Below are 18,562 nucleotides of genomic sequence, written 5' to 3'. Positions count from 1 at the left end.
TTTACAGCACCGGATTTTCGGCGCTCGCCCGACCGGACGACATCAGGCTGCCATTCGGTGATTGGTTGAGACAAGTGCGAATGGCTTGCAGGAAGGCGCACTGGCGTGAACTGACCCCGATGTGGCCAGTTCTCTCGCCCTCTCACGCGACGACCGTGAGAAATTTTAAAGTTCACGGAAAGTGGTTGGGTCGTTGTGGTCTTCCCGCATTCGCGACGAGCGCGACGCCGGGACTGCAGGTCAGTCGCGAAGTGGCGGGCGTCGGGGATGAAGCCCGCCCCCCCCCCGGTCGTGCCTTCGGCGGCGTGGGCAGGACAGGACACGACAGGACAGGACAGGGCAGGGCTCGAGGGCCCCGCCCTGCCGCGGTGATGTCGTGTCCCTGCCGGTGCTCGCCCCGCAGGGACGTCGGGTTCAGCTCTTGGTCAGGGTGATCTCCTGCTTGTCCTGCAGGGCGTGGAAGCGGGGCAGGGGCAGGCCGCCCACGGGGTGGAGTTCGACGATGGTGGCCTCGACGTACGCCTTGCCGGCCTGGAGGGGAGCCAAGGACTGGCCTGTCTGGGGCGTGCCCGTGTTCTTCCAGCTGTGCACCTTGCCGTCGCACACGGCGAGGGTGCCGCCGATGCCGTACCGGAGGTCGGAGGACCTCTGGCCGATGGTGGAGCTCACGAACGTCGGCCCCGTGTTGTCGACGCAGCGGTAGGTGCCGGACAGGGTGACGGTGCCGTCCGCGGCAACACGGCCGGTGTCATCGACCGTCACCATCTCCTTGGGACCGGCGACGGCAGCGGGGGCGGACGGGGCGGCGACCAGCAGAAGCAGGGCGGCGCCGGCGGCGGTGGCGAGAGCGGGGCGCAGGGGCATGGGATGAACCTCCCGGATAATCGGAGTGGGGCCTTCCACTGGTACCCGGCAGGTGCGCCCATGGGCGTGACCGTCACCCCTTCGGTGGCGAGTCCGCCCCGACCTTCGTGGATCGGTCAGCGTTCGGTCAGAGTGTTGTCCGTGTGTTGTCACGGTTCACGTTGGGCCGTTCCGGCGAGTTCGAGAGGGGAGCATGGTCTACCCATATGGACGACCCACACGGCTCGTCCGCCCAATGTGGAGGTGCGCCATGTGTTCCCACCAGCCTTCGTGCCCTTCCTCCGATGGCCGAGCCCCCCATGTGGTGGCCGCACACCCCGAGCAGGGCTGGAGCCTGCTCTGCACCGGCGCGATCGTGTTCGACGACAGTGGTGAGCTGCTGCCCGACGGCCGCGTGGTCGCACCGCACCGGGTACCGGCCGAGCGGCTCGCCATGGCGGCGTGAGCGAGCCCTGCGAGGGGTGAGCGAGACCTGCGAGGGGTGAGTAGGAACCACATCGGTACGGCGAAGCCCTACGGCACCACGGCGGAGCCCTACGGCAGTACGGCGAACCCGTCGAGCTCCACCATCGCCTCTTCGTCCCAGAGGCGCACGACCTCGACGACCGCCATCGCTGGATAGTCCCGCCCCGCCAACCGCCGCCAGATACGGCCGAGTTCGGCGACCTGGGCGCGGTACGCGGCGACGTCCGTGGCGTAGACCGTGACCCGGGCGAGGTCGGCGGCGGTGCCGCCGGCGGCGTCGAGCGCGGCCAGCAGATTGGCCAGGGCCCGCTCGAACTGCTCGGGCAGGGTGTCCCCGGTGACCTTGCCGTCCGCGTCGAGGGCGGTCTGACCGGCCAGGAAGACGACCCGTGAGCCGGTGGCCACGACCGCGTGGGAGAAGCCGGTGGGCGGGGAGAGGTCGGGCGGGTTGACGCGCTCGGTGCTCACTGGCCGGCCTCCATGTTCGCGTACAACTCCTTGGCGATGATGCCGCGTTGAACCTCGCTGGCCCCCTCGTAGATGCGCGGGGCCCGCACCTCGCGGTAGAGGTGTTCGAGCAGGTGACCGCGGCGCAGGGCGCGGGCGCCGTGCAGTTGGACGGCCTTGTCGACGACGTACTGCGCGGTCTCGGTGGCGAGCAGCTTCGCCATCGCGGCGCGCTTCGGGACGTCCGGGGCGCCTTCGTCGTACGCCGTCGCCGCCGCGTACACCATGAGACGGGCGGCCTCCGTGCGCAGGGCCATCTCGGCGACCTGGTGGGCGACCGCCTGAAGGTCTTTCAACTTGCCGCCGAACGCGTCCCGTTGGGCGGTGTGCGCGAGGGTCGCATCCAGGGCCGCCTGGGCCATGCCGACGGCGAAGGCGCCGACGCTGGGCCGGAAGAGGTTGAGGGTCCCCATCGCGACCCGGAACCCGCGGTCGGCCTCGCCGAGCATGTCGTCGGCGGTGACGGGGACGGCGTCGAAAGTGAGGCTGCCGATGGGGTGCGGGGACAACATGTCGAGGCCCGCTCCGGTGAGGCCGGGACGGTCGGCGGGGACCAGGAAGGCGGTGACGCCACGGGCGCCGGCGCCGGGGGTGGTGCGGGCGAAGACGGTGTAGAAGTCGGCCTCGGGGGCGTTGGAGATCCAGCACTTCTCGCCGGTGAGCCGCCAGCGGGCGGGACCGTCGGGCTCAGCGGCAAGTGAGGCGACCGGCGAATCCCCCGCCCCTCCCAGCTTCCGCGACTCCCCCGGCTTCCCTGGCCCTCCCGGCTCCCCCGGCCTCCCTGGCCCTTCCAGCTTTCCTGGTCCTCCCAGCTCCCCCGGCTCCCTTGGTCCCCCCAGCTCCCCCGGTCCACCCAGCGCCCCCAGCTCCCCGAGTTCTCTCGGCTCCCCGAGTCCCCCCGGCTCCCCCAGCCGCCGCGCCTCCCGTTCCGCCCGCAGCTCCAGCGCCGCCGCGTCCGACCCGGCCCCCGGCTCGCTCAGCGCGAAGGCCGCCACCGCGCTCCCCTCGGCCACCCGGGGCAGCCAGCGCTCCCGTTGGGCCGGGGTGCCGTACGCGTGGACGGGATACGCGCCCAGACCCTGCAGGGCCAGCGCGGTCTCTGCCTCCGTGCAGGCATACGCGAGGGACTCCCGCATCAGGCACAGGTCGACGGCTCCCGAGGTGAACAGCCGCTCCAACAACCCCAGTTGACCGAGCTCGGCGACCAGCGGGCGGTTGACGTGCCCGGGTTCGCCCTTCTCCGCGAGCGGGCGCAGCCGTTCGGCGGCCAGGGCACGTAGCTCGGCACACCATGCGGTTTGCGGTGGATCGAGTGAGAATGCGGGCATTGCCGACCTCCCTGCGGGGCCGTCCGCGACGGACCCTCTCGACAGACCCCCTCGACGGACCTATTCGACGGACCTACCCGACGATATCGCGCACCATTGACTGTCGTCACCAACACGATACGCTCCCTGTGCGAGCCCACCACGATGCCCAGAAGCACGACGCCCACAAGGCAGCCCACACGGCAAGGGGGCGAACCGCCATGGCCGGTCTGCACCGCTCCGCCCACGTCGACACCTTCGCCCGCGAGCACCTGCCACCGCCCGACCAGTGGCCCGAGCTCCGCTTCGACCTTCCGGCGCTGCGCTACTCCGATCGGCTCAACGCAGCCGCCGAGTTGCTCGACGGCCCCGACGACGAGCGGCCCGTGTTCCACACCCCGTCCGGCGCCACATGGACGTACGGCACACTGCGCGCCCGCGTCGACCGGCTCGCGCATCTGCTCACCGGCGACCTCGGCGTCGTCCCGGGCAACCGGGTGCTGCTGCGCGGCCCGACGACGCCCTGGCTGGCTGCCTGCTGGCTGGCGGTACTGAAGGCCGGCGCGGTCGCCGTCACCGTATTGGCCCAACAGCGGCCGCACGAGCTGCGGACCATGTGCGAGATCGCCCAGGTGCGGCACGCGCTGTGCGACGTCCGGGCCGTCGACGAGCTCGCCAAGGCCGAGATACCGGGGCTGCGGATCGCGACGTACGGCGGTGACGCCCCCGACGACCTGCTGCACCGGCCGGCGCCCGAGGGGCCGTACCCCGCCGTCGACACCGCGGCCGACGACGTCGCGCTCATCGCCTTCACCTCCGGTACCACCGGACGGCCCAAGGGATGTATGCACTTCCACCGGGATGTGCTCGCGATAGCGGACACCTTCGCGGAACATGTGCTGCGCCCACATGTGGGCGATGTCTTCGCCGGCAGTCCCCCGCTCGGCTTCACCTTCGGCCTCGGCGGGCTCGTCATCTTCCCGATGCGGGCCGGTGCCAGCGCCCTGCTCCTCGAACAGGCCGGTCCCAAGCAACTGTTGCCCGCGATCGCAGCGCACCGGGTGTCCGTGCTGTTCACCGCGCCGACGGCCTACCGCGCGATGCTCGACGAGCTCGATTCGCACGACATCTCCTCGCTGCGCCGCTGTGTCTCCGCGGGCGAGAACCTGCCCGCCGCCACCTGGCAGGCCTGGCACGAGCGGACCGGCCTGCGCATCATCAACGGCATCGGCGCCACAGAGCTGCTGCACATCTTCATCTCGGCGGCCGACGAGCACATCAGGCCCGGCACGACGGGGGTGCCGGTACCCGGGTGGCACGCGCGCGTGGTCGACGGCGAGGGCCGGGAACAACCCGACGGGGAACCGGGGCTGCTCGCCGTGCGCGGGCCGGTCGGCTGCCGCTATCTCGCCGACCCCCGGCAGCGCGAGTACGTGCGCGACGGCTGGAACATCACGGGCGACACCTACGTCCGAGAGAGTGACGGCTACTTCCGCTATGTCGCCCGCGCGGACGACATGATCATCTCTGCCGGTTACAACATCGCGGGCCCGGAGGTCGAGGAGGCCCTGCTGCGCCACCCGGACGTGCTGGAGACGGCGGTGGTGGGGCGGCCGGACGAGGCGCGCGGCCAAGTCGTGGTGGCATACGTGGTGCTCAGGGAGGGTGCGCGACGGGACACGGAGGCGCTGCGCACGTTCGTCAAGGGCGAGCTGGCGCCGTACAAGTGTCCGCGCGAGATCGTCTTCCTGGACGCTCTGCCGCGCACCGCGACCGGCAAGCTTCAGCGTTTCCGACTGCGCGCGGGTGGTGACCCGCAGGGTGACCAGCAGTGATCCGTACGACCTAAGATGATCAACGTGTCCGACCAGCATGCACCACGGTCTCTCATCGTCACGCTCTACGGCGCCTACGGCCGCTATATGCCCGGGCCGGTGCCGGTCGCCGAGCTGATCAGACTGCTGGCCGCGGTCGGCGTGGACGCCCCCTCCGTGCGTTCCTCGGTGTCGCGGCTGAAGCGACGCGGGCTGCTGCTGCCGGCCCGTACGGCACAGGGCGCGGCGGGGTACGAACTGTCGCCGGACGCCCGCCAGTTGCTGGACGACGGCGACCGGCGCATCTACACCGCCGCCCCGCCCGAGGACGAGGGCTGGGTGCTCGCGGTGTTCTCGGTACCGGAGTCCGAGCGGCAGAAGCGGCATGTGCTGCGCTCCCGGCTGGCCGGGCTCGGCTTCGGGACGGCGGCTCCGGGCGTGTGGCTCGCGCCGGCGCGGCTCTACGAGGAGGCCCGCCACACCCTGCAGCGGCTGCGCCTGGAGGAGTACGTCGACTTCTTCCGGGGCGAGCACCTCGGCTTCGCGCCGACCGCCGAGGCCGTCGCCCGCTGGTGGGACCTGGCCGCCATCGCCAAGGAGCACGAGGCGTTCCTCGACCGCCACGCGCGCGTGCTGCACGACTGGGAGCGCCGGCCGGACACCCCGCCCGAGGAGGCCTACCGCGACTACCTCCTCGCCCTGGACTCCTGGCGCCACCTCCCCTACACCGACCCCGGCCTGCCCTCCCGGCTGCTGCCCGAGGACTGGCCGGGCGCCCGCTCGGCGGCCGTCTTCCGGGGACTGCACGAGCGGCTGCGGGACGCAGGGGCCGCTTACGCCGGTCTGTGACCTCAGGCCCGGGGCAACGCCGACCGCGGGGATGGTGGGGCTGTAGCACGCCTCCCTTGCAAACAGAATGTGCGCTCTACACATAGGGCGTACGCCCTCAAGTCCCGAGCGTCAGGCGGGGCTTGGGGGCGTCCGTGCGTCCTGTCTGCGGACGGCGGCTGCCTGCCCGGTACGGGGCCGGCCAGACGACGCCCGGCCCCTCGTAGCCCTGCTCGGCCGCCGCGTGCAGCGTCCAGTGCGGGTCGTAGAGGTGGGGGCGGGCGAGGGCGCACAGGTCCGTACGGCCCGCCATGATCAGGGAGTTGACGTCGTCCCAGGAGGAGATGGCGCCGACGGCGATCACCGGCAGGCCGGTTGCGTGCCGGATCCGGTCCGCGTACGGCGTCTGGTACGACCGCCCGTACTCCGGCTGCTCGTCGGCCACGACCTGCCCGGTCGACACGTCGATCGCGTCGGCGCCGTGCGCGGCGAAGGCGCGGGCGATCTCGACGGCTTCCTCGGCCGTTGTCCCGCCCTCGGCCCAGTCGGTGGCGGAGATACGGACGGTCATGGGCCGTTCCTCGGGCCATACGCCCCGTATGGCGTCGAAGACCTCCAGCGGGAAGCGGAGCCGTTTGTCGAGGGAGCCGCCGTAGGCGTCCGTGCGGCGGTTGGTCAGTGGGGAGAGGAAGCCGGAGAGCAGATAGCCGTGCGCGCAGTGCAGTTCGAGGAGGTCGAAGCCGGCCCGGGCGGCACGCCAGGCGGCTGATGTGAACTGCTCGCGAATGTCTGTGAGTTGGGCACGGGTCAGCTCGCGCGGGGTCTGGCTGTACGGCTTGTAGGGGATCGGGGACGGGGCCACCAGGGGCCAGTTGCCGTCCTCCAGGGGCTCGTCGATGCCCTCCCACATCAGCTTGGTCGAGCCCTTGCGCCCGCTGTGTCCGAGCTGCACGCCGATCGCGGTGCCGGGTGCCTGTGCGTGCACGAACTGGACGATCCGCCGCCAGGCCTCCCCTTGTTTGCCGGTATAGAGGCCCGCGCAGCCAGGGGTGATGCGTCCCTCCGGGCTGACGCACACCATCTCGGTCATCACCAGGGCGGCACCACCGAGGGCGCGGGCGCCGAGGTGGACCAGGTGGAAGTCGCCGGGAACGCCGTCCGTGGCCGAGTACATGTCCATCGGGGACACGACGACCCGGTTGCGCAGGGTCAGACCGCGCAGCCGGAACGGTGTGAACATCGGGGGCGTGCCGGGCGGGCAGCCGAAGTCGCGCTCCACCGCCTCGGTGAAGTGGGCGTCGCGCAGGCGCAGGTTGTCATGGGTGACGCGACGGCTGCGGGTGAGGAGGTTGAAGGCGAACTGGCGGGGCCGCTGGTCGAGGTAGAGGCCGAGGTTCTCGAACCACTCCAGGCTGGCGCGGGCGGCGCGCTGCGTGGAGGCGACGACGGGCTTGCGTTCCTCCTCGTACGCGCTGAGCGCGCTTGCGATGTCGGGCTGTTCCTCCAGGCAGGCGACGAGCGCGAGGGCGTCCTCGACGGCGAGCTTGGTGCCGGAGCCGATGGAGAAGTGGGCCGTGTGGGCGGCGTCGCCGAGCAGGACGATGTTGTCGTGCGACCAGCGCTCGTTGACGACGGTACGGAAGGTTGTCCAGGCCGACTTGTTGGACTTGAGGGGCCGTCCGCGGAGCGCATCCGCGAAGATCTTGGCGCAGCGCTCGACGGACTCCTGCGGGGTAACTTCGTCGAACCCGGCCGCGTGCCACACCTCCTCGCGCATTTCGATGATGACGGTGGAGGCGTCGGCCGCGTAGGGGTAGCCGTGCAGTTGCATCACGCCGTGCTCGGTCTCGGCGATCTCGAAACGGAAGGCGTCGAAGGCGAAGTCTGCGGCCAGCCAGATGTAGCGACAGTGGTGGGTGGCCACATGGGGGCGGAACACATGGGTGTAGGCCTCGCGGGTGGTGCTGTGCACACCGTCTGCGGCGATGACCAGGTCGTATGTTTCCGCGAGCCAGGCCGGGTACGGGGCCTCGGAGCGGAAGCGGAGTTCTACGCCGAGGTCGCGGCACCGGTCGTGGAGGATTTCCAGGAGCCGTTTCCTGCCGAGTGCGGCGAAGCCGTGTCCTCCGGAGGTTTGGCGGGTGCTTCGGTGGACGATGTCGATGTCGTCCCAGCGGGTGAAGTGCTGTTGCAGGGCCTCGTAGACGACTGGGTCGGCGTGTTCGATGCCGCCGAGGGTTTCGTCGGAGAGGACCACTCCGAAGCCGAAGGTGTCGTCGGGGGCGTTGCGTTCCCAGACGGTCACTTCTCGGGACGGGTCGAGGCGTTTGAGGAGGGCTGCGGCGTAGAGGCCGCCGGGGCCGCCGCCGATGACGGCGACTCGTAGGGGGTGGCTGGTCCGGTTCGGCGGCTGCTGGTTCGTCGTGGCGGGTCGCGCCCGCGCGGCGGTAGCCGCAAATTCAACAGAGCCCCGCGCCCCTTTGGTTGGCACAGCCCCGTCAGCCGGAAACATCCCTACCTCCCCTGCCACTTCGGTGGACGCTTCTCTGTGAAGGCCGCGTGGAACTCTGCGTAGTCCTCGCCGTTCATCAAGAGGGCCTGCGTGGCCGCGTCCATCTCCACCGCCGCCGCGAGCGGCATGTCCAGCTCGGCCGTCAGCAGGGCCTTCGTCTGGGCGTACGCCAGTGCCGGGCCGTCGGCCAAGCGGCGGGCGAGGGCTTGGGCGGTTTCATCCGCCTGGCCCTCTTCCGTCAGTTCGCTGATCAGGCCGATACGCTCGGCCTCCGGGGCGCGGACCGGTTCGCCCAGCATCAGCAGCCGGGTCGCGTGACCGAGACCCACCACCCTCGGCAGGAGATACGCCGCGCCCATGTCGCCGCCGGACAGGCCGACCCGGGTGAAGAGGAAGGCGAAGCGGGCGGTGGGGTCGGCGACCCGGAAGTCGGCCGCGAGTGCCAGTACCGCTCCGGCCCCGGCGGCCACCCCGTGCACCGCCGCGATCACCGGGAACGGGCACTCCCGTACGGCCCGTACGACCTGCCCGGTCATCCGGTTGAAGTCGAGGAGCTGGGCGGTGTCCATGGACAGGGTCGCGCCGATGATCTCGTCGACGTCGCCGCCGGAGCAGAAGCCGCGGCCCTCGCCGGCCAGCACCAGGGCCCGTACCGCCCGCTCCCGGGACAGCTCGGCGAGCAGATCTCGCAGGTCGGCGTAGGCGCCGAAGGTGAGCGCGTTGAGTTTCTCGGGGCGGGCGAGGGTGACGGTGGCGACCCCGTCGGCATGCTCGACCCGCAGATGCTTCCAGTCGGAGGTGCGGGCGGCGGAGCCGGTGAAGGGACTCATGACGTGCGGCCTCCTCGGGCGGACGGCGGGCACTGCCTCACTGAGCTCTACCCCTGGAGCTCTACCCTTCGAAGCTATCACTCAACTTTGACTGTCGTCACGGTCGCGCAATAAGCCATTCGGGTGCGGCCACGGCCCGCGCTGGATGTGACCTGGCCCCGTCACATCCGTCACGGCTCGGCGACACCCCCGTAACGGCGGGATCAGCCGTGCGAGGCCGACCGTTCACCCGGGTAAGCCGCCCAGCAGTCGGGGCCGAAGGTCCCGAACGGTGCCCTTCGGATGCGTCTGCCGGGTGGCGCCGTACCATTCATAAGGTTGAAAGCAGGACAGCCTGCTCATGAACGGACCCGCCTTGCAAGATCGCCCCGCAGCCTCCGCCTCCTGGCGTATCGCACTGCCGCACACGGTCGCGGCCGTGCCCGTCGCCCGCGCACTGGTCCGTACGGCGCTGGCCGAGCTGGAGCATTCCGCCGACAGCGACACCGCGGAGCTGCTCACGGCGGAGCTGGTCGCGAACGCGGTGGAGCACACCGCGGGGAACGGCCCGATAGAGCTGGTGCTGGAGCTGCTGCCGTCCGGCTGCCAGGTCGAGGTGCACGACCCGGACCCGGCACCGCCGGGCAATCTGACCCGGCCCGCCGACGGGGAGCCCGACCCCTGGCAGGAGCACGGCCGCGGCCTGCTGCTGATCCGCACCCTGAGCTCGTCCTGCGGCCACCGCCCCACCGATTCCGGCAAGGCGGTGTGGTTCAGACTGCCGGTCGTACCCGCTCAACGCCGCCCGACGTAACCCGGGCCTCTACGGCGCGATCCCTCACTCAACCCAGCGTCGCCACCAGAACCGCCTTGATCGTGTGCATCCGGTTCTCCGCCTCGTCGAAGACCACCGAGTGCGCCGACTCGAAGACCTCGTCGGTCACCTCGAGAGAGTCCAGGCCGTGGCTCTCGAAGATCTCCTGGCCGACCTTCGTGCCGAGGTCGTGGAAGGCCGGCAGACAGTGCAGGAACTTGACGTCCGGGTTCCCGGTGGCGCGCAGGACGTCCATGGTCACGGCGTAGGAGCCGAGCGCGGCGATCCGCTCGTCCCAGACCTCCTTGGGCTCACCCATGGAGACCCAGACGTCGGTGGCGACGAAGTCGGCGCCGCGGACACCCTCGGTGACGTCCTCGGTGAGCGTGATGGTGGCACCACTGCCCTCCGCCAGCTTGCGGGCCCGGGCCACGACCTCGTCACCGGGCCAGTACTCCTTGGGCGCGACGATGCGGACGTCCATGCCGAGCAGGGCGCCGGTGACGAGGTAGGAGTTGCCCATGTTGAAGCGGGCGTCGCCCAGGTAGGCGAAGGTGATCTCGTTGAGGGGCTTGCTGCTGTGCTCCGTCATCGTCAGCACGTCGGCGAGCATCTGGGTGGGGTGCCAGTCGTCGGTCAGGCCGTTGTAGACGGGCACGCCGGCGTACGCGGCCAGCTCCTCCACCTTCGCCTGGCTGCCCCCGCGGTACTCGATCCCGTCGTACATCCGCCCCAGCACGCGCGCGGTGTCCTTCACGGACTCCTTGTGGCCGATCTGCGAGCCGGACGGGTCGAGGTACGTCGTCGAGGCACCCTGGTCGGCGGCCGCGACCTCGAACGCGCAGCGCGTACGAGTCGAGGTCTTCGCGAAGATCAGCGCGATGTTCTTGCCGCGCAGGTACTGCGTCTCGGTCCCGGCCTTCTTGGCGGCCTTCAGCTCGGCGGCCAGCTCGATCAGCCCGCGGAACTCCTGCTCGGTGAAGTCGAGCTCCTTGAGGAAGTGGCGGCCGGCGAGGGCGGTCGGGACAGTCGCCATGGGGGCGCTCCAGAGGTACGAGTACAAGGACCCTGGAAGTCTATACGACCTTCAGCATTTCTATACGGCCGCACGTTCGAGCCGGCTGAGCTTCACGCGGCCACACGTGCGACCCCATAGGTATTCACACGGCCTCCCGCTCGACCGGACAGCTCATACAGCGCGGCCCGCCCCTCCCCCGCCCCAGTTCGCTGCCCGGGATCTCGATCACCTCGATGCCCTGCTTGCGCAGATGCGTGTTGGTGGTGGAGTTCCGCTCGTAGGCGACCACGACCCCCGGCTCGACGGCCAGCACATTGCAGCCGTCGTCCCACTGCTCGCGCTCGGCCGCGTGGACGTCCTGGGTCGCGGTCAGGACGCGGATCTCGCTGAGGCCCAGGGCGGCGGCGATCGCGCGGTGCATGTGCTCCGGCGGATGGTCGGTGACCTTCAACTCCTTGTCGCCGACGCCCGGCTCGATGGTGTACGAGCGGAGCATGCCGAGCCCGGCGTACTGGGTGAAGACATCGCCGTCGACCATCGTCATCACGGTGTCGAGGTGCATGAGGGCGCGCCGCTTGGGCATGTCGAGGGCCACGATCGTCTGGGCCGACCCGGCGGCGAACAGCTTGTGCGCGAGCATCTCGACGGCCTGGGGGGTGGTCCGCTCGCTCATCCCGATGAGGACCGCGCCGCTGCCGATCACCAGGACGTCCCCGCCCTCGATGGTGGAGGGGTAGTCGGCCTGCCCCTCGGACCAGACGTGGAACGTTTCGTCACGGAAGAGGGGGTGATGCCGGTAGATCGCCTCGAAGTGGACCGTCTCGCGCTGCCGGGCCGGCCAGCGCATGGCGTTGACGGAGACGCCGTCGTAGATCCAGGCGGAGGTGTCGCGGGTGAAGAGGTGGTTGGGGAGGGGGGCGAGGAGGAAGTCGTCGAGCTCCATGACGTGGAAGCGCACGGAGGTCGGCTCGGGGTGCGCCTCCAGGAACTCCCTCTTGGTCATGCCGCCGACGAGGGCCTCGGCCAGCTCGGCGGAGGGCAGGCTTTCGAAGGCGGCACGGAGGTGGTCCGTGGCCAGCACCCCGTACTCCTTCTCGTCGAAGACCCGGTCCAGGACGAGCCTCCTGGCCGCCGGGATCTCCAGGGCCTCGGTGAGCAGATCGCCGAAGAGGTGGACGGTGACCCCGCGGTCGCGCAGGACGTCGGCGAACCCGTCGTGCTCGGCGCGCGCCCGGCGCACCCACAGCACGTCGTCGAAGAGCAGCGCGTCCTTGTTGCTGGGGGTGAGCCTTTTGAGCTCGAGATCCGGCCGGTGCAGGATGACGCGGCGCAGCCGCCCGGCCTCGGAGTCGACATGGAATCCCATGACTCCATCCTGACCATCGACGACCGGGTTCACCCCCTGCTCGACCGTTTCCTTTTTCGTCCCCTTGACGACAAGCGACTCTCGCGATTATCGTCTGCATGACGAAAAGCGAGGGGATCTCATGGCCGACATCACCCGGCGCCTGGGGTGGCGCCATCTGCGGGGCGCTCCGACGGCGCACATCCGCCACCACCGCTCCGGCCGGCTTGTGCACGACGGCCCGGGACTGAGCTTCTGGTTCCGCTCCCTGACCGCCGCGCTCTCCGAAGTGCCGGTCGACGACCGGGAGTTGGCGATGACCTTCCATGCCCGTACGTCCGACTTCCAGGACGTGGCCGTACAGGCGACGGTCACCTACCGGATCAGCGACCCCGCGGTGGCCGCGACCCGCCTGGACTTCTCCGTCGACCCGGACACGGGCGCCTGGCGCGGCACACCGCTGGAGCAGCTCGGGACGCTCCTGACGGAGACGGCCCAGCAGCACGCGCTGGACGTCCTCGCCCGCACTCCCCTGTCGGCGGCGCTGGTCGACGGCGTGACCGCGGTACGGGAGCGGATCGCGGCGGGCCTGGCCGGGGAGCCCCGCCTCCCGGCGACCGGCATCGAGGTGGTCGCCGTACGCGTCATGGCGCTGCGTCCGGAACCCGAGGTGGAGCGGGCGCTGCGCACCCCTGCCCGTGAGCAGATCCAGCAGGAGGCGGACCGGGCGACGTACGAGCGGCGGGCGGTGGCCGTCGAGCGGGAGCGCGCGATCGCCGAGAACGAACTGGCCAGCCAGATCGAACTCGCCCGCCGCGAGGAGCAGTTGGTCGACCAGCGGGGCACGAACGCGCGGCGGGAGGCCGAGGAGCACGCCGCCGCGGACGCGGTCAGGGCCGAGGCCGAGGCGGCACGGACCGTACGGCTCGCCGAGGCGGAGGCCACCCGGTCCGTACGGCTGGCCCGGGCCGAGGCCGAGGGCGCGCGCGAGGTCGGTGAGGCGCGGGCGCAGGCGCAGGCGGCCTGGCTGCGGGTGCACGCGGAGGTGGACGTGGCCACGCTGCACGCGCTCACCGGGACACGGCTGGCGGAGAACCTGCCGCGGATCGACAGCGTGACGGTGTCGCCGGACGTGCTGACGGGCCTGCTGGCCAGGCTCGGGACGCAGGAGCGGGCGTGAGCCTCGCGCCCCGCGTCGTCCTCGTCCATCGCACCACGGAGTACGAGGAGTTGGTGGCCCGGCACGGTACGCACGGCCAGGCCGCCTTCTTCCTCGCCTCCCGGGGCCGCGACATCGAGGAAGTCGCCGAACGCCATCGCCGGACGCGACAGGCGCTGGCGGAGGTCGCCTCGGCGATCCCCCTGACCTGGCGTCAGACCCGGGTCGAGCGGGCCGACTTGGACCGCTTCCTGTTCGCCCCCGAGGACGTCGTGGTCGTGGTCGGACAGGACGGCCTGGTGGCCAACGTCGCCAAGTACCTCGCCGGGCAGCCGGTGTTGGGCATCGACACCGATCCTGGTCGCAACCCCGGAATCCTGGTGCGCCATCGCCCCGAGGACGCAGGCCCGTTGCTCACCGCCACGCAATCCGGAAGGGGCCACTGCGAAGAACTCACCATGGTCGAGGCCGTCGCCGACGACACACAGCGGCTCGTGGCCCTGAACGAGATCTACCTGGGCGCCGTCGGACACCAGACGGCCCGATACCGCCTGGGCCTGGAGGACGACGGGGGTGTCGTCGAGGCCCAGGCTTCGTCCGGGGTGCTGATCGGCACCGGGACGGGGGCGACCGGATGGATCCGGTCGGTGTGGCAGGAGAGGGGCGGGCAGTTGCGGCTGCCCGCCCCCACGGAGGAACGCCTGCTGTGGTTCGTACGGGAGGCCTGGCCCTCCCCGGCCACCGGTACGTCACTGGTGGCCGGGGAACTCGCCGCCGCGACCCGTCTCCACCTCACCGTCGAGTCCGAGCGGCTCGTCGCCTTCGGGGACGGAATGGAGACGGACGCGGTCGAGCTGACCTGGGGTCAGACCCTCCGCGTGGGCGTGTGCCGGGAGCGGCTGCGACTCGTCGACTGACGGGTAACAGCCGCTGACCTCACAGCCGGGGGTCCACCGGCTCCGACTCCAGCGCCAGCACCCCGAACACCGCCTCGTGCACCCGCCACAGCGGCTCGCCCTCCGCCAGCCGGTCCAGGGCCTCCAGCCCCAGCGCGTACTCGCGGATGGCGAGGGACCGCTTGTGGTTGAGGAACCGCTGCCGCAGCCGGGCCAGGTTGTCCGGGCGCGTGTACTCCGGACCGTAGATGATCCGCAGGTACTCACGGCCCCGGCACTTGATGCCGGGCTGTACCAGCCGCCCCTGCTCGCTGCGTACGACCGCACCCAGCGGCTTGACGACCATGCCCTCGCCGCCGCGGCCCGTCATCTCCAGCCACCAGTCGACGCCGGCCCGCACCGACTCCGGGTCGCCGGTGTCGACGTACAGGCGACGGGTCGTCTGGAGCAGACCCGTGCTGTCGTGCTCCACCAGCCGGTCGAGGAGCGCGAGCTGCTCGTCGTGCGGGAGCCCGGCGAGGCTGCGGCCCTGGACGGCCAGGAGCTGGAAGAGGGCCAGGCGTACGCCGTCCAGGCCGTCCGTCGGCCAGCAGTAGCGGCGGTACGCCTCCGTGAACGCCGAGGCGTCCGAGGCCCGTTCGCGCTGGCGCGCCAGCAGGCCGGACACGTCGACGCCGCGCGCCGCAGCACCCTCCAGGGCGGCCAGCGCACCCGGGAACACCGCCCCGGAGGCGGCGCCGACCGCCGCGTACTGCGAGCGCAGCAGGCCCTGCGCCTTCAGCGACCACGGCATCAGCTCGGCGTCGAGCAGCAGCCAGTCGGTCGCCAGCTCGTCCCAGAGGCCGGCCTCTCCGATCGCCGTCCGCAACCGCTCCAGGATCGTCTCCGTCACCGACTCGTCGTCGAAGAAGGGGCGACCGGTACGGGTGTACAGCGACCCCGTAGGGCCGTCGACCCCGAATCGCTTGCGCGCAGCCTCCGCGTCCCGGCACACCAGAGCCACCGCGCGCGAACCCATGTGCTTCTCCTCGCACACGACCCGCTCGACCCCGTCCTCCTTGTACTGCGCGAAGGCCTCGGCCGGGTGCTCGAGGTAGCCCTCGATGTGCGACGTCGCCGTCGGTGCCATCGTCGGTGGCAGGTACGGCAGCAGGCGCGGGTCGACCGCGAAGCGGCTCATGACCTCCAGGGCCGCCGCCGCGTTCTCCTCACGGACGGACACCCGGCCGGCGTGCCGCGTCTCCACGACCCTGCGCCCGTGCACGTCCGCCAGGTCCAGCGGTCGCCCGTCGTGCCCGCCGGGTGCCTCCGTCCGCAGCGGCTTGGTCGGCTCGTACCAGACCTGCTCGGCCGGTACGTCGACCAGTTCCCGCTCCGGCCAGCGCAGCGCGGTCAGCTTGCCGCCGAAGACGGCGCCGGTGTCGAGGCAGATGGTGTTGTTCAGCCATGTGGCCTCCGGGACCGGAGTGTGGCCGTACACCACAGCCGCCCGGCCTCGGTAGTCCTCGGCCCACGGGTAGCGCACCGGCAGCCCGAACTCGTCGGTCTCCCCGGTGGTGTCGCCGTACAGCGCGTGCGAACGCACCCGTCCCGACGTACGGCCGTGGTACTTCTCCGGCAGACCGGCGTGGCAGACGACCAGCCGGCCGCCGTCGAGGACGTAGTGGCTGACCAGTCCGTCGATGAACTCCCGTACCTCGGCCCGGAACTCGTCGCTCTCGCCCTCCATCTGCTCGATGGTCTCGGCGAGTCCGTGCGTGTGCTGGACCTTGCGGCCCTTGAGGTGACGGCCGTACTTGTTCTCGTGGTTGCCCGGCACACACAGCGCGTTGCCCGACTTCACCATCGACATCACGCGCCGCAGCACGCCCGGGCTGTCGGGGCCGCGGTCGACGAGGTCGCCGACGAAGACGGCGGTACGGCCGTCCGGGTGCGCGCCGTCGACGTAGCCCAGCTTGCCGAGCAGCGACTCCAACTCGGAGGCGCAGCCGTGGATGTCGCCGATGATGTCGAAGGGGCCGGTGAGGTGGGTGAGGTCGTTGAAGCGCTTCTCGGTGACGACGGTGGCGTTCTCGACGTCCTCCACCCCCCGCAGGACGTGCACCTTGCGGAAGCCCTCGCGTTCCAAGTGCCGCAGGGACCGACGGAGTTCGCGGGTGTGCCGCTGGATGACGCGGCGCGGCATGTCGGCGCGGTCGGTGCGGGCCGCGTTGCGCTCGGCGCACACCTCCTCGGGCACGTCGAGCACGATGGCTATCGGCAGCACGTCGTACTGCCTGGCCAGCTCGACCAGCTGCCGCCGGGAGTCCTGCTGCACGCTGGTGGCGTCGACGACGGTACGGCGGCCGGCGGCCAGGCGCTTGCCCGCGATGTAGTGCAGGACGTCGAAGGCGTCCCGGGTCGCGCTCTGGTCGTTCTCGTCGTCGGAGACCAGGCCGCGGCAGAAGTCGGAGGAGATGACCTCGGTGGGCTTGAAGTTCCGGCGGGCGAAGGTGGACTTCCCGGAGCCAGAGGCGCCGATGAGCACAACGAGGGAGAGGTCGGTGACGGGCAGGACGCGTCCCTGCGGTGTCTGGTTCTCGGTCATGCGGCCTTCGCCTCCTTCTCGTCCTTCGTGGTGCTGTTCATGTCGGCTGTGCCCAGGTCGGCTGTGCTCATCTCAAAAATGGCCATCTGGGTGGGCGGCCCGACCTCCGGGTCGTCCGGCCCCACGGGCACGAACTCCACGCCGTACCCGTGCCGTTCGGCCACCGTCCGCGCCCACGCCCGGAACTCCTCGCGGGTCCACTCGAAGCGGTGGTCGCCGTGCCGGACGTGGCCGGCCGGCAGGCTCTCCCAGCGGACGTTGTACTCGACGTTCGGGGTGGTCACGAGGACGGTCCGCGGCCGGGCCGAACCGAACACGGCGTACTCCAGGGCGGGCAGCCGTGGCAGGTCGAGGTGCTCGATGACCTCGCTGAGCACTGCGGCGTCGTAGCCCCCGAGCCGCTTGTCGGTGTAGGCGAGGGAGCTCTGGAACAGCTTCACGCGCGAGGCCTGCCGCTCCCCCATCCGGTCCAGCTTCAGCCGCCGCCCGGCGATGGTGAGCGCCCGCATCGACACATCCACGCCCACGATCTCGGTGAACGCCGGGTCCTTGAGCAGCGCCTGCACCAACTGCCCCTGCCCGCACCCGAGATCGAGCACGCGGGCGGCACCGGACGCCCTGAGCGCGGCGAGGATCGCGTCCCGGCGCTGCACGGCAAGCGGCGTCGGCTTCTCCTCCGTCTCGCTCTCGGCCTCGACGGCGTTGTCGATGTCCTCGACCTCGCTGTCGTCGGCCTCGGCGAGCCGCACCAGCTCCAGCCGCTCCATCGCCTCCCGGGTCAGCGACCAGCGCCGCGACAGATACCGGCTGGTGATCACCTTCTGCTCCGGGTGGTCCGGCAGCCAGCCCTCACCGGCCCGCAGCAGCTTGTCGACCTCGTCGGAGGCGACCCAGTAGTGCTTGGCGTCGTCGAGGACGGGGAGCAGGACGTACAGGTGACGCAGGGCCTCGGCGAGGGTCAACGCCTCCGACTCCAGTACGAGCCGCACATAGCGCGAGTCGCCCCACTGGAGGAACTCCACGTCCAGCGGCACGGGCTCGGCGGTGACCGCCCAGCCGAGCGGCTCGAAGAGCCGTCGTACGAGCTCCGGGCCGCCTCGGGCCGGCAGCGCGGGCACCTCGATCCGCAGGGGCAGCGGCTGTGCGACGCGCTCGGGCCGCGCGTTGCACACGCCCCGCATCGCACTGGAGAACACCGCACTCAGCGCTACGGCCAGCAGGGACGAGGCCGCGTACGGGCGGTCGTTGACGTACTGCGCCAACGCCGCGTCGGGCGCACCGCCCCGTCCCTTGCCCTTACCGCGCCGGACCAGTGCCACCGCATCGACCTCCAGTAGCAGCGCCGCCGTGCAACGCTCGGCGTCCGCCTCTGGGTAAAGGACGTGCGCCTTGCCGTAGGAGGTGGAGAACGCCTGCGATTTCTCGGGGTGCTTGTGCAGCAGGAAGCCGAGATCGGTGGCCGGGCGTTCCGGCGTGCCGGTGGTACTGATCGTCAGGAACACGGTGGTTGCCTCGAATGTGGTCTGAACTGCGGACACCACAACGTACAGCCCACCACCCGGCCGTACGCAGGCATTTTCCACTGCACAGCGCCTCCGCCCGAGCTGTGCAGCGAGTCGACGGAGATGGCTGCCCGT

General features: G+C 70.9%; 15 protein-coding genes. 6 read left to right on the top strand and 9 right to left on the bottom strand.

Annotated features, from left to right (window positions below; all coding sequences use genetic code 11):
- Positions 1–414: 414 nt before the first annotated feature.
- Positions 415–864 (bottom strand): DUF6299 family protein, encoded by a 450-nt coding sequence (locus EHO50_RS17090; protein ID WP_128431005.1) that lies wholly within the window; start codon positions 862–864, stop codon positions 415–417.
- 250 nt (positions 865–1,114) lie between these two features.
- Between EHO50_RS17090 and EHO50_RS17085 the strand changes: the two genes are divergently transcribed.
- On the top strand, positions 1,115–1,309 hold the full coding sequence (locus tag EHO50_RS17085; protein WP_128431004.1) for a DUF5999 family protein: 195 nt from the start codon (positions 1,115–1,117) through the stop codon (positions 1,307–1,309).
- An 89-nt stretch (positions 1,310–1,398) separates the two neighbouring features.
- Here the strand turns inward: EHO50_RS17085 and EHO50_RS17080 are convergent, their stop codons facing one another.
- On the bottom strand, positions 1,399–1,797 hold the full coding sequence (locus tag EHO50_RS17080) for a RidA family protein (protein ID WP_128431003.1): 399 nt from the start codon (positions 1,795–1,797) through the stop codon (positions 1,399–1,401).
- Positions 1,794–3,164: an acyl-CoA dehydrogenase family protein gene (locus tag EHO50_RS17075; RefSeq protein ID WP_128431002.1), complete on the bottom strand. Its 1,371-nt coding sequence runs from the start codon at positions 3,162–3,164 to the stop codon at positions 1,794–1,796. Before EHO50_RS17075 ends, EHO50_RS17080 begins: the two co-directional genes overlap by 4 nt.
- A 200-nt stretch (positions 3,165–3,364) precedes the next feature.
- On the opposite strand from EHO50_RS17075, the gene EHO50_RS17070 reads away from it, so the two are divergent.
- The gene (locus EHO50_RS17070) at positions 3,365–4,978 is read left to right on the top strand and encodes an AMP-binding protein (protein WP_246101198.1); all 1,614 of its coding nucleotides are present in this window, start codon (positions 3,365–3,367) and stop codon (positions 4,976–4,978) included.
- Positions 4,979–4,993: 15 nt separating this feature from the next.
- Positions 4,994–5,806 carry a PaaX family transcriptional regulator gene (locus tag EHO50_RS17065; RefSeq protein ID WP_128431001.1) on the top strand — a complete coding sequence of 271 codons (813 nt, stop codon included), beginning with the start codon at positions 4,994–4,996 and terminating at the stop codon, positions 5,804–5,806.
- A gap of 97 nt (positions 5,807–5,903) precedes the next feature.
- Here the strand turns inward: EHO50_RS17065 and EHO50_RS17060 are convergent, their stop codons facing one another.
- Entirely contained in the window at positions 5,904–8,297 is a 2,394-nt protein-coding gene (locus EHO50_RS17060; protein ID WP_128431000.1) for a bifunctional salicylyl-CoA 5-hydroxylase/oxidoreductase, read from the bottom strand.
- Between the two features lie 2 nt (positions 8,298–8,299).
- Positions 8,300–9,127: an enoyl-CoA hydratase family protein gene (locus tag EHO50_RS17055; protein ID WP_128430999.1), complete on the bottom strand. Its 828-nt coding sequence runs from the start codon at positions 9,125–9,127 to the stop codon at positions 8,300–8,302.
- Between the two features lie 340 nt (positions 9,128–9,467).
- Between EHO50_RS17055 and EHO50_RS17050 the strand changes: the two genes are divergently transcribed.
- Entirely contained in the window at positions 9,468–9,920 is a 453-nt protein-coding gene (locus tag EHO50_RS17050) for an ATP-binding protein (RefSeq protein WP_128430998.1), read from the top strand.
- A 28-nt stretch (positions 9,921–9,948) separates the two neighbouring features.
- On the opposite strand, the gene argF is transcribed toward EHO50_RS17050, so the two are convergent.
- Both argF and EHO50_RS17040 read right to left on the bottom strand, forming a co-directional pair.
- Complete coding sequence (gene argF / locus EHO50_RS17045; RefSeq protein ID WP_128430997.1) at positions 9,949–10,956, bottom strand: ornithine carbamoyltransferase; 1,008 nt, start codon at positions 10,954–10,956, stop codon at positions 9,949–9,951.
- A 124-nt stretch (positions 10,957–11,080) separates the two neighbouring features.
- A complete protein-coding gene (locus tag EHO50_RS17040; RefSeq protein WP_128430996.1) occupies positions 11,081–12,304 on the bottom strand; it encodes an arginine deiminase in 1,224 nt (407 codons plus the stop codon).
- A 121-nt stretch (positions 12,305–12,425) separates the two neighbouring features.
- Between EHO50_RS17040 and EHO50_RS17035 the strand changes: the two genes are divergently transcribed.
- Together EHO50_RS17035 and EHO50_RS17030 are read left to right on the top strand one after the other, a co-directional pair.
- Entirely contained in the window at positions 12,426–13,463 is a 1,038-nt protein-coding gene (locus EHO50_RS17035; RefSeq protein WP_128430995.1) for an SPFH domain-containing protein, read from the top strand.
- On the top strand, positions 13,460–14,359 hold the full coding sequence (locus EHO50_RS17030; protein WP_128430994.1) for a diacylglycerol kinase catalytic domain-containing protein: 900 nt from the start codon (positions 13,460–13,462) through the stop codon (positions 14,357–14,359). The genes EHO50_RS17035 and EHO50_RS17030 overlap by 4 nt, the downstream gene beginning before the upstream one ends.
- 19 nt (positions 14,360–14,378) lie before the next feature.
- On the opposite strand, the gene EHO50_RS17025 is transcribed toward EHO50_RS17030, so the two are convergent.
- Both EHO50_RS17025 and EHO50_RS17020 read right to left on the bottom strand, forming a co-directional pair.
- Positions 14,379–16,925: a polynucleotide kinase-phosphatase gene (locus EHO50_RS17025; protein ID WP_128430993.1), complete on the bottom strand. Its 2,547-nt coding sequence runs from the start codon at positions 16,923–16,925 to the stop codon at positions 14,379–14,381.
- Positions 16,922–18,427 carry a 3' terminal RNA ribose 2'-O-methyltransferase Hen1 gene (locus EHO50_RS17020; protein WP_128431266.1) on the bottom strand — a complete coding sequence of 502 codons (1,506 nt, stop codon included), beginning with the start codon at positions 18,425–18,427 and terminating at the stop codon, positions 16,922–16,924. Before EHO50_RS17020 ends, EHO50_RS17025 begins: the two co-directional genes overlap by 4 nt.
- Positions 18,428–18,562: the final 135 nt, after the last annotated feature.

Origin of the sequence: Streptomyces cyaneus (assembly GCF_004028635.1) — a bacterium.
Classification (GTDB): Bacteria; Actinomycetota; Actinomycetes; order Streptomycetales; family Streptomycetaceae; genus Streptomyces; species Streptomyces cyaneus.
The sequence above is the reverse complement of the archived record's forward strand: the minus strand, read 5'-3'. Positions and strand labels throughout refer to the sequence as shown.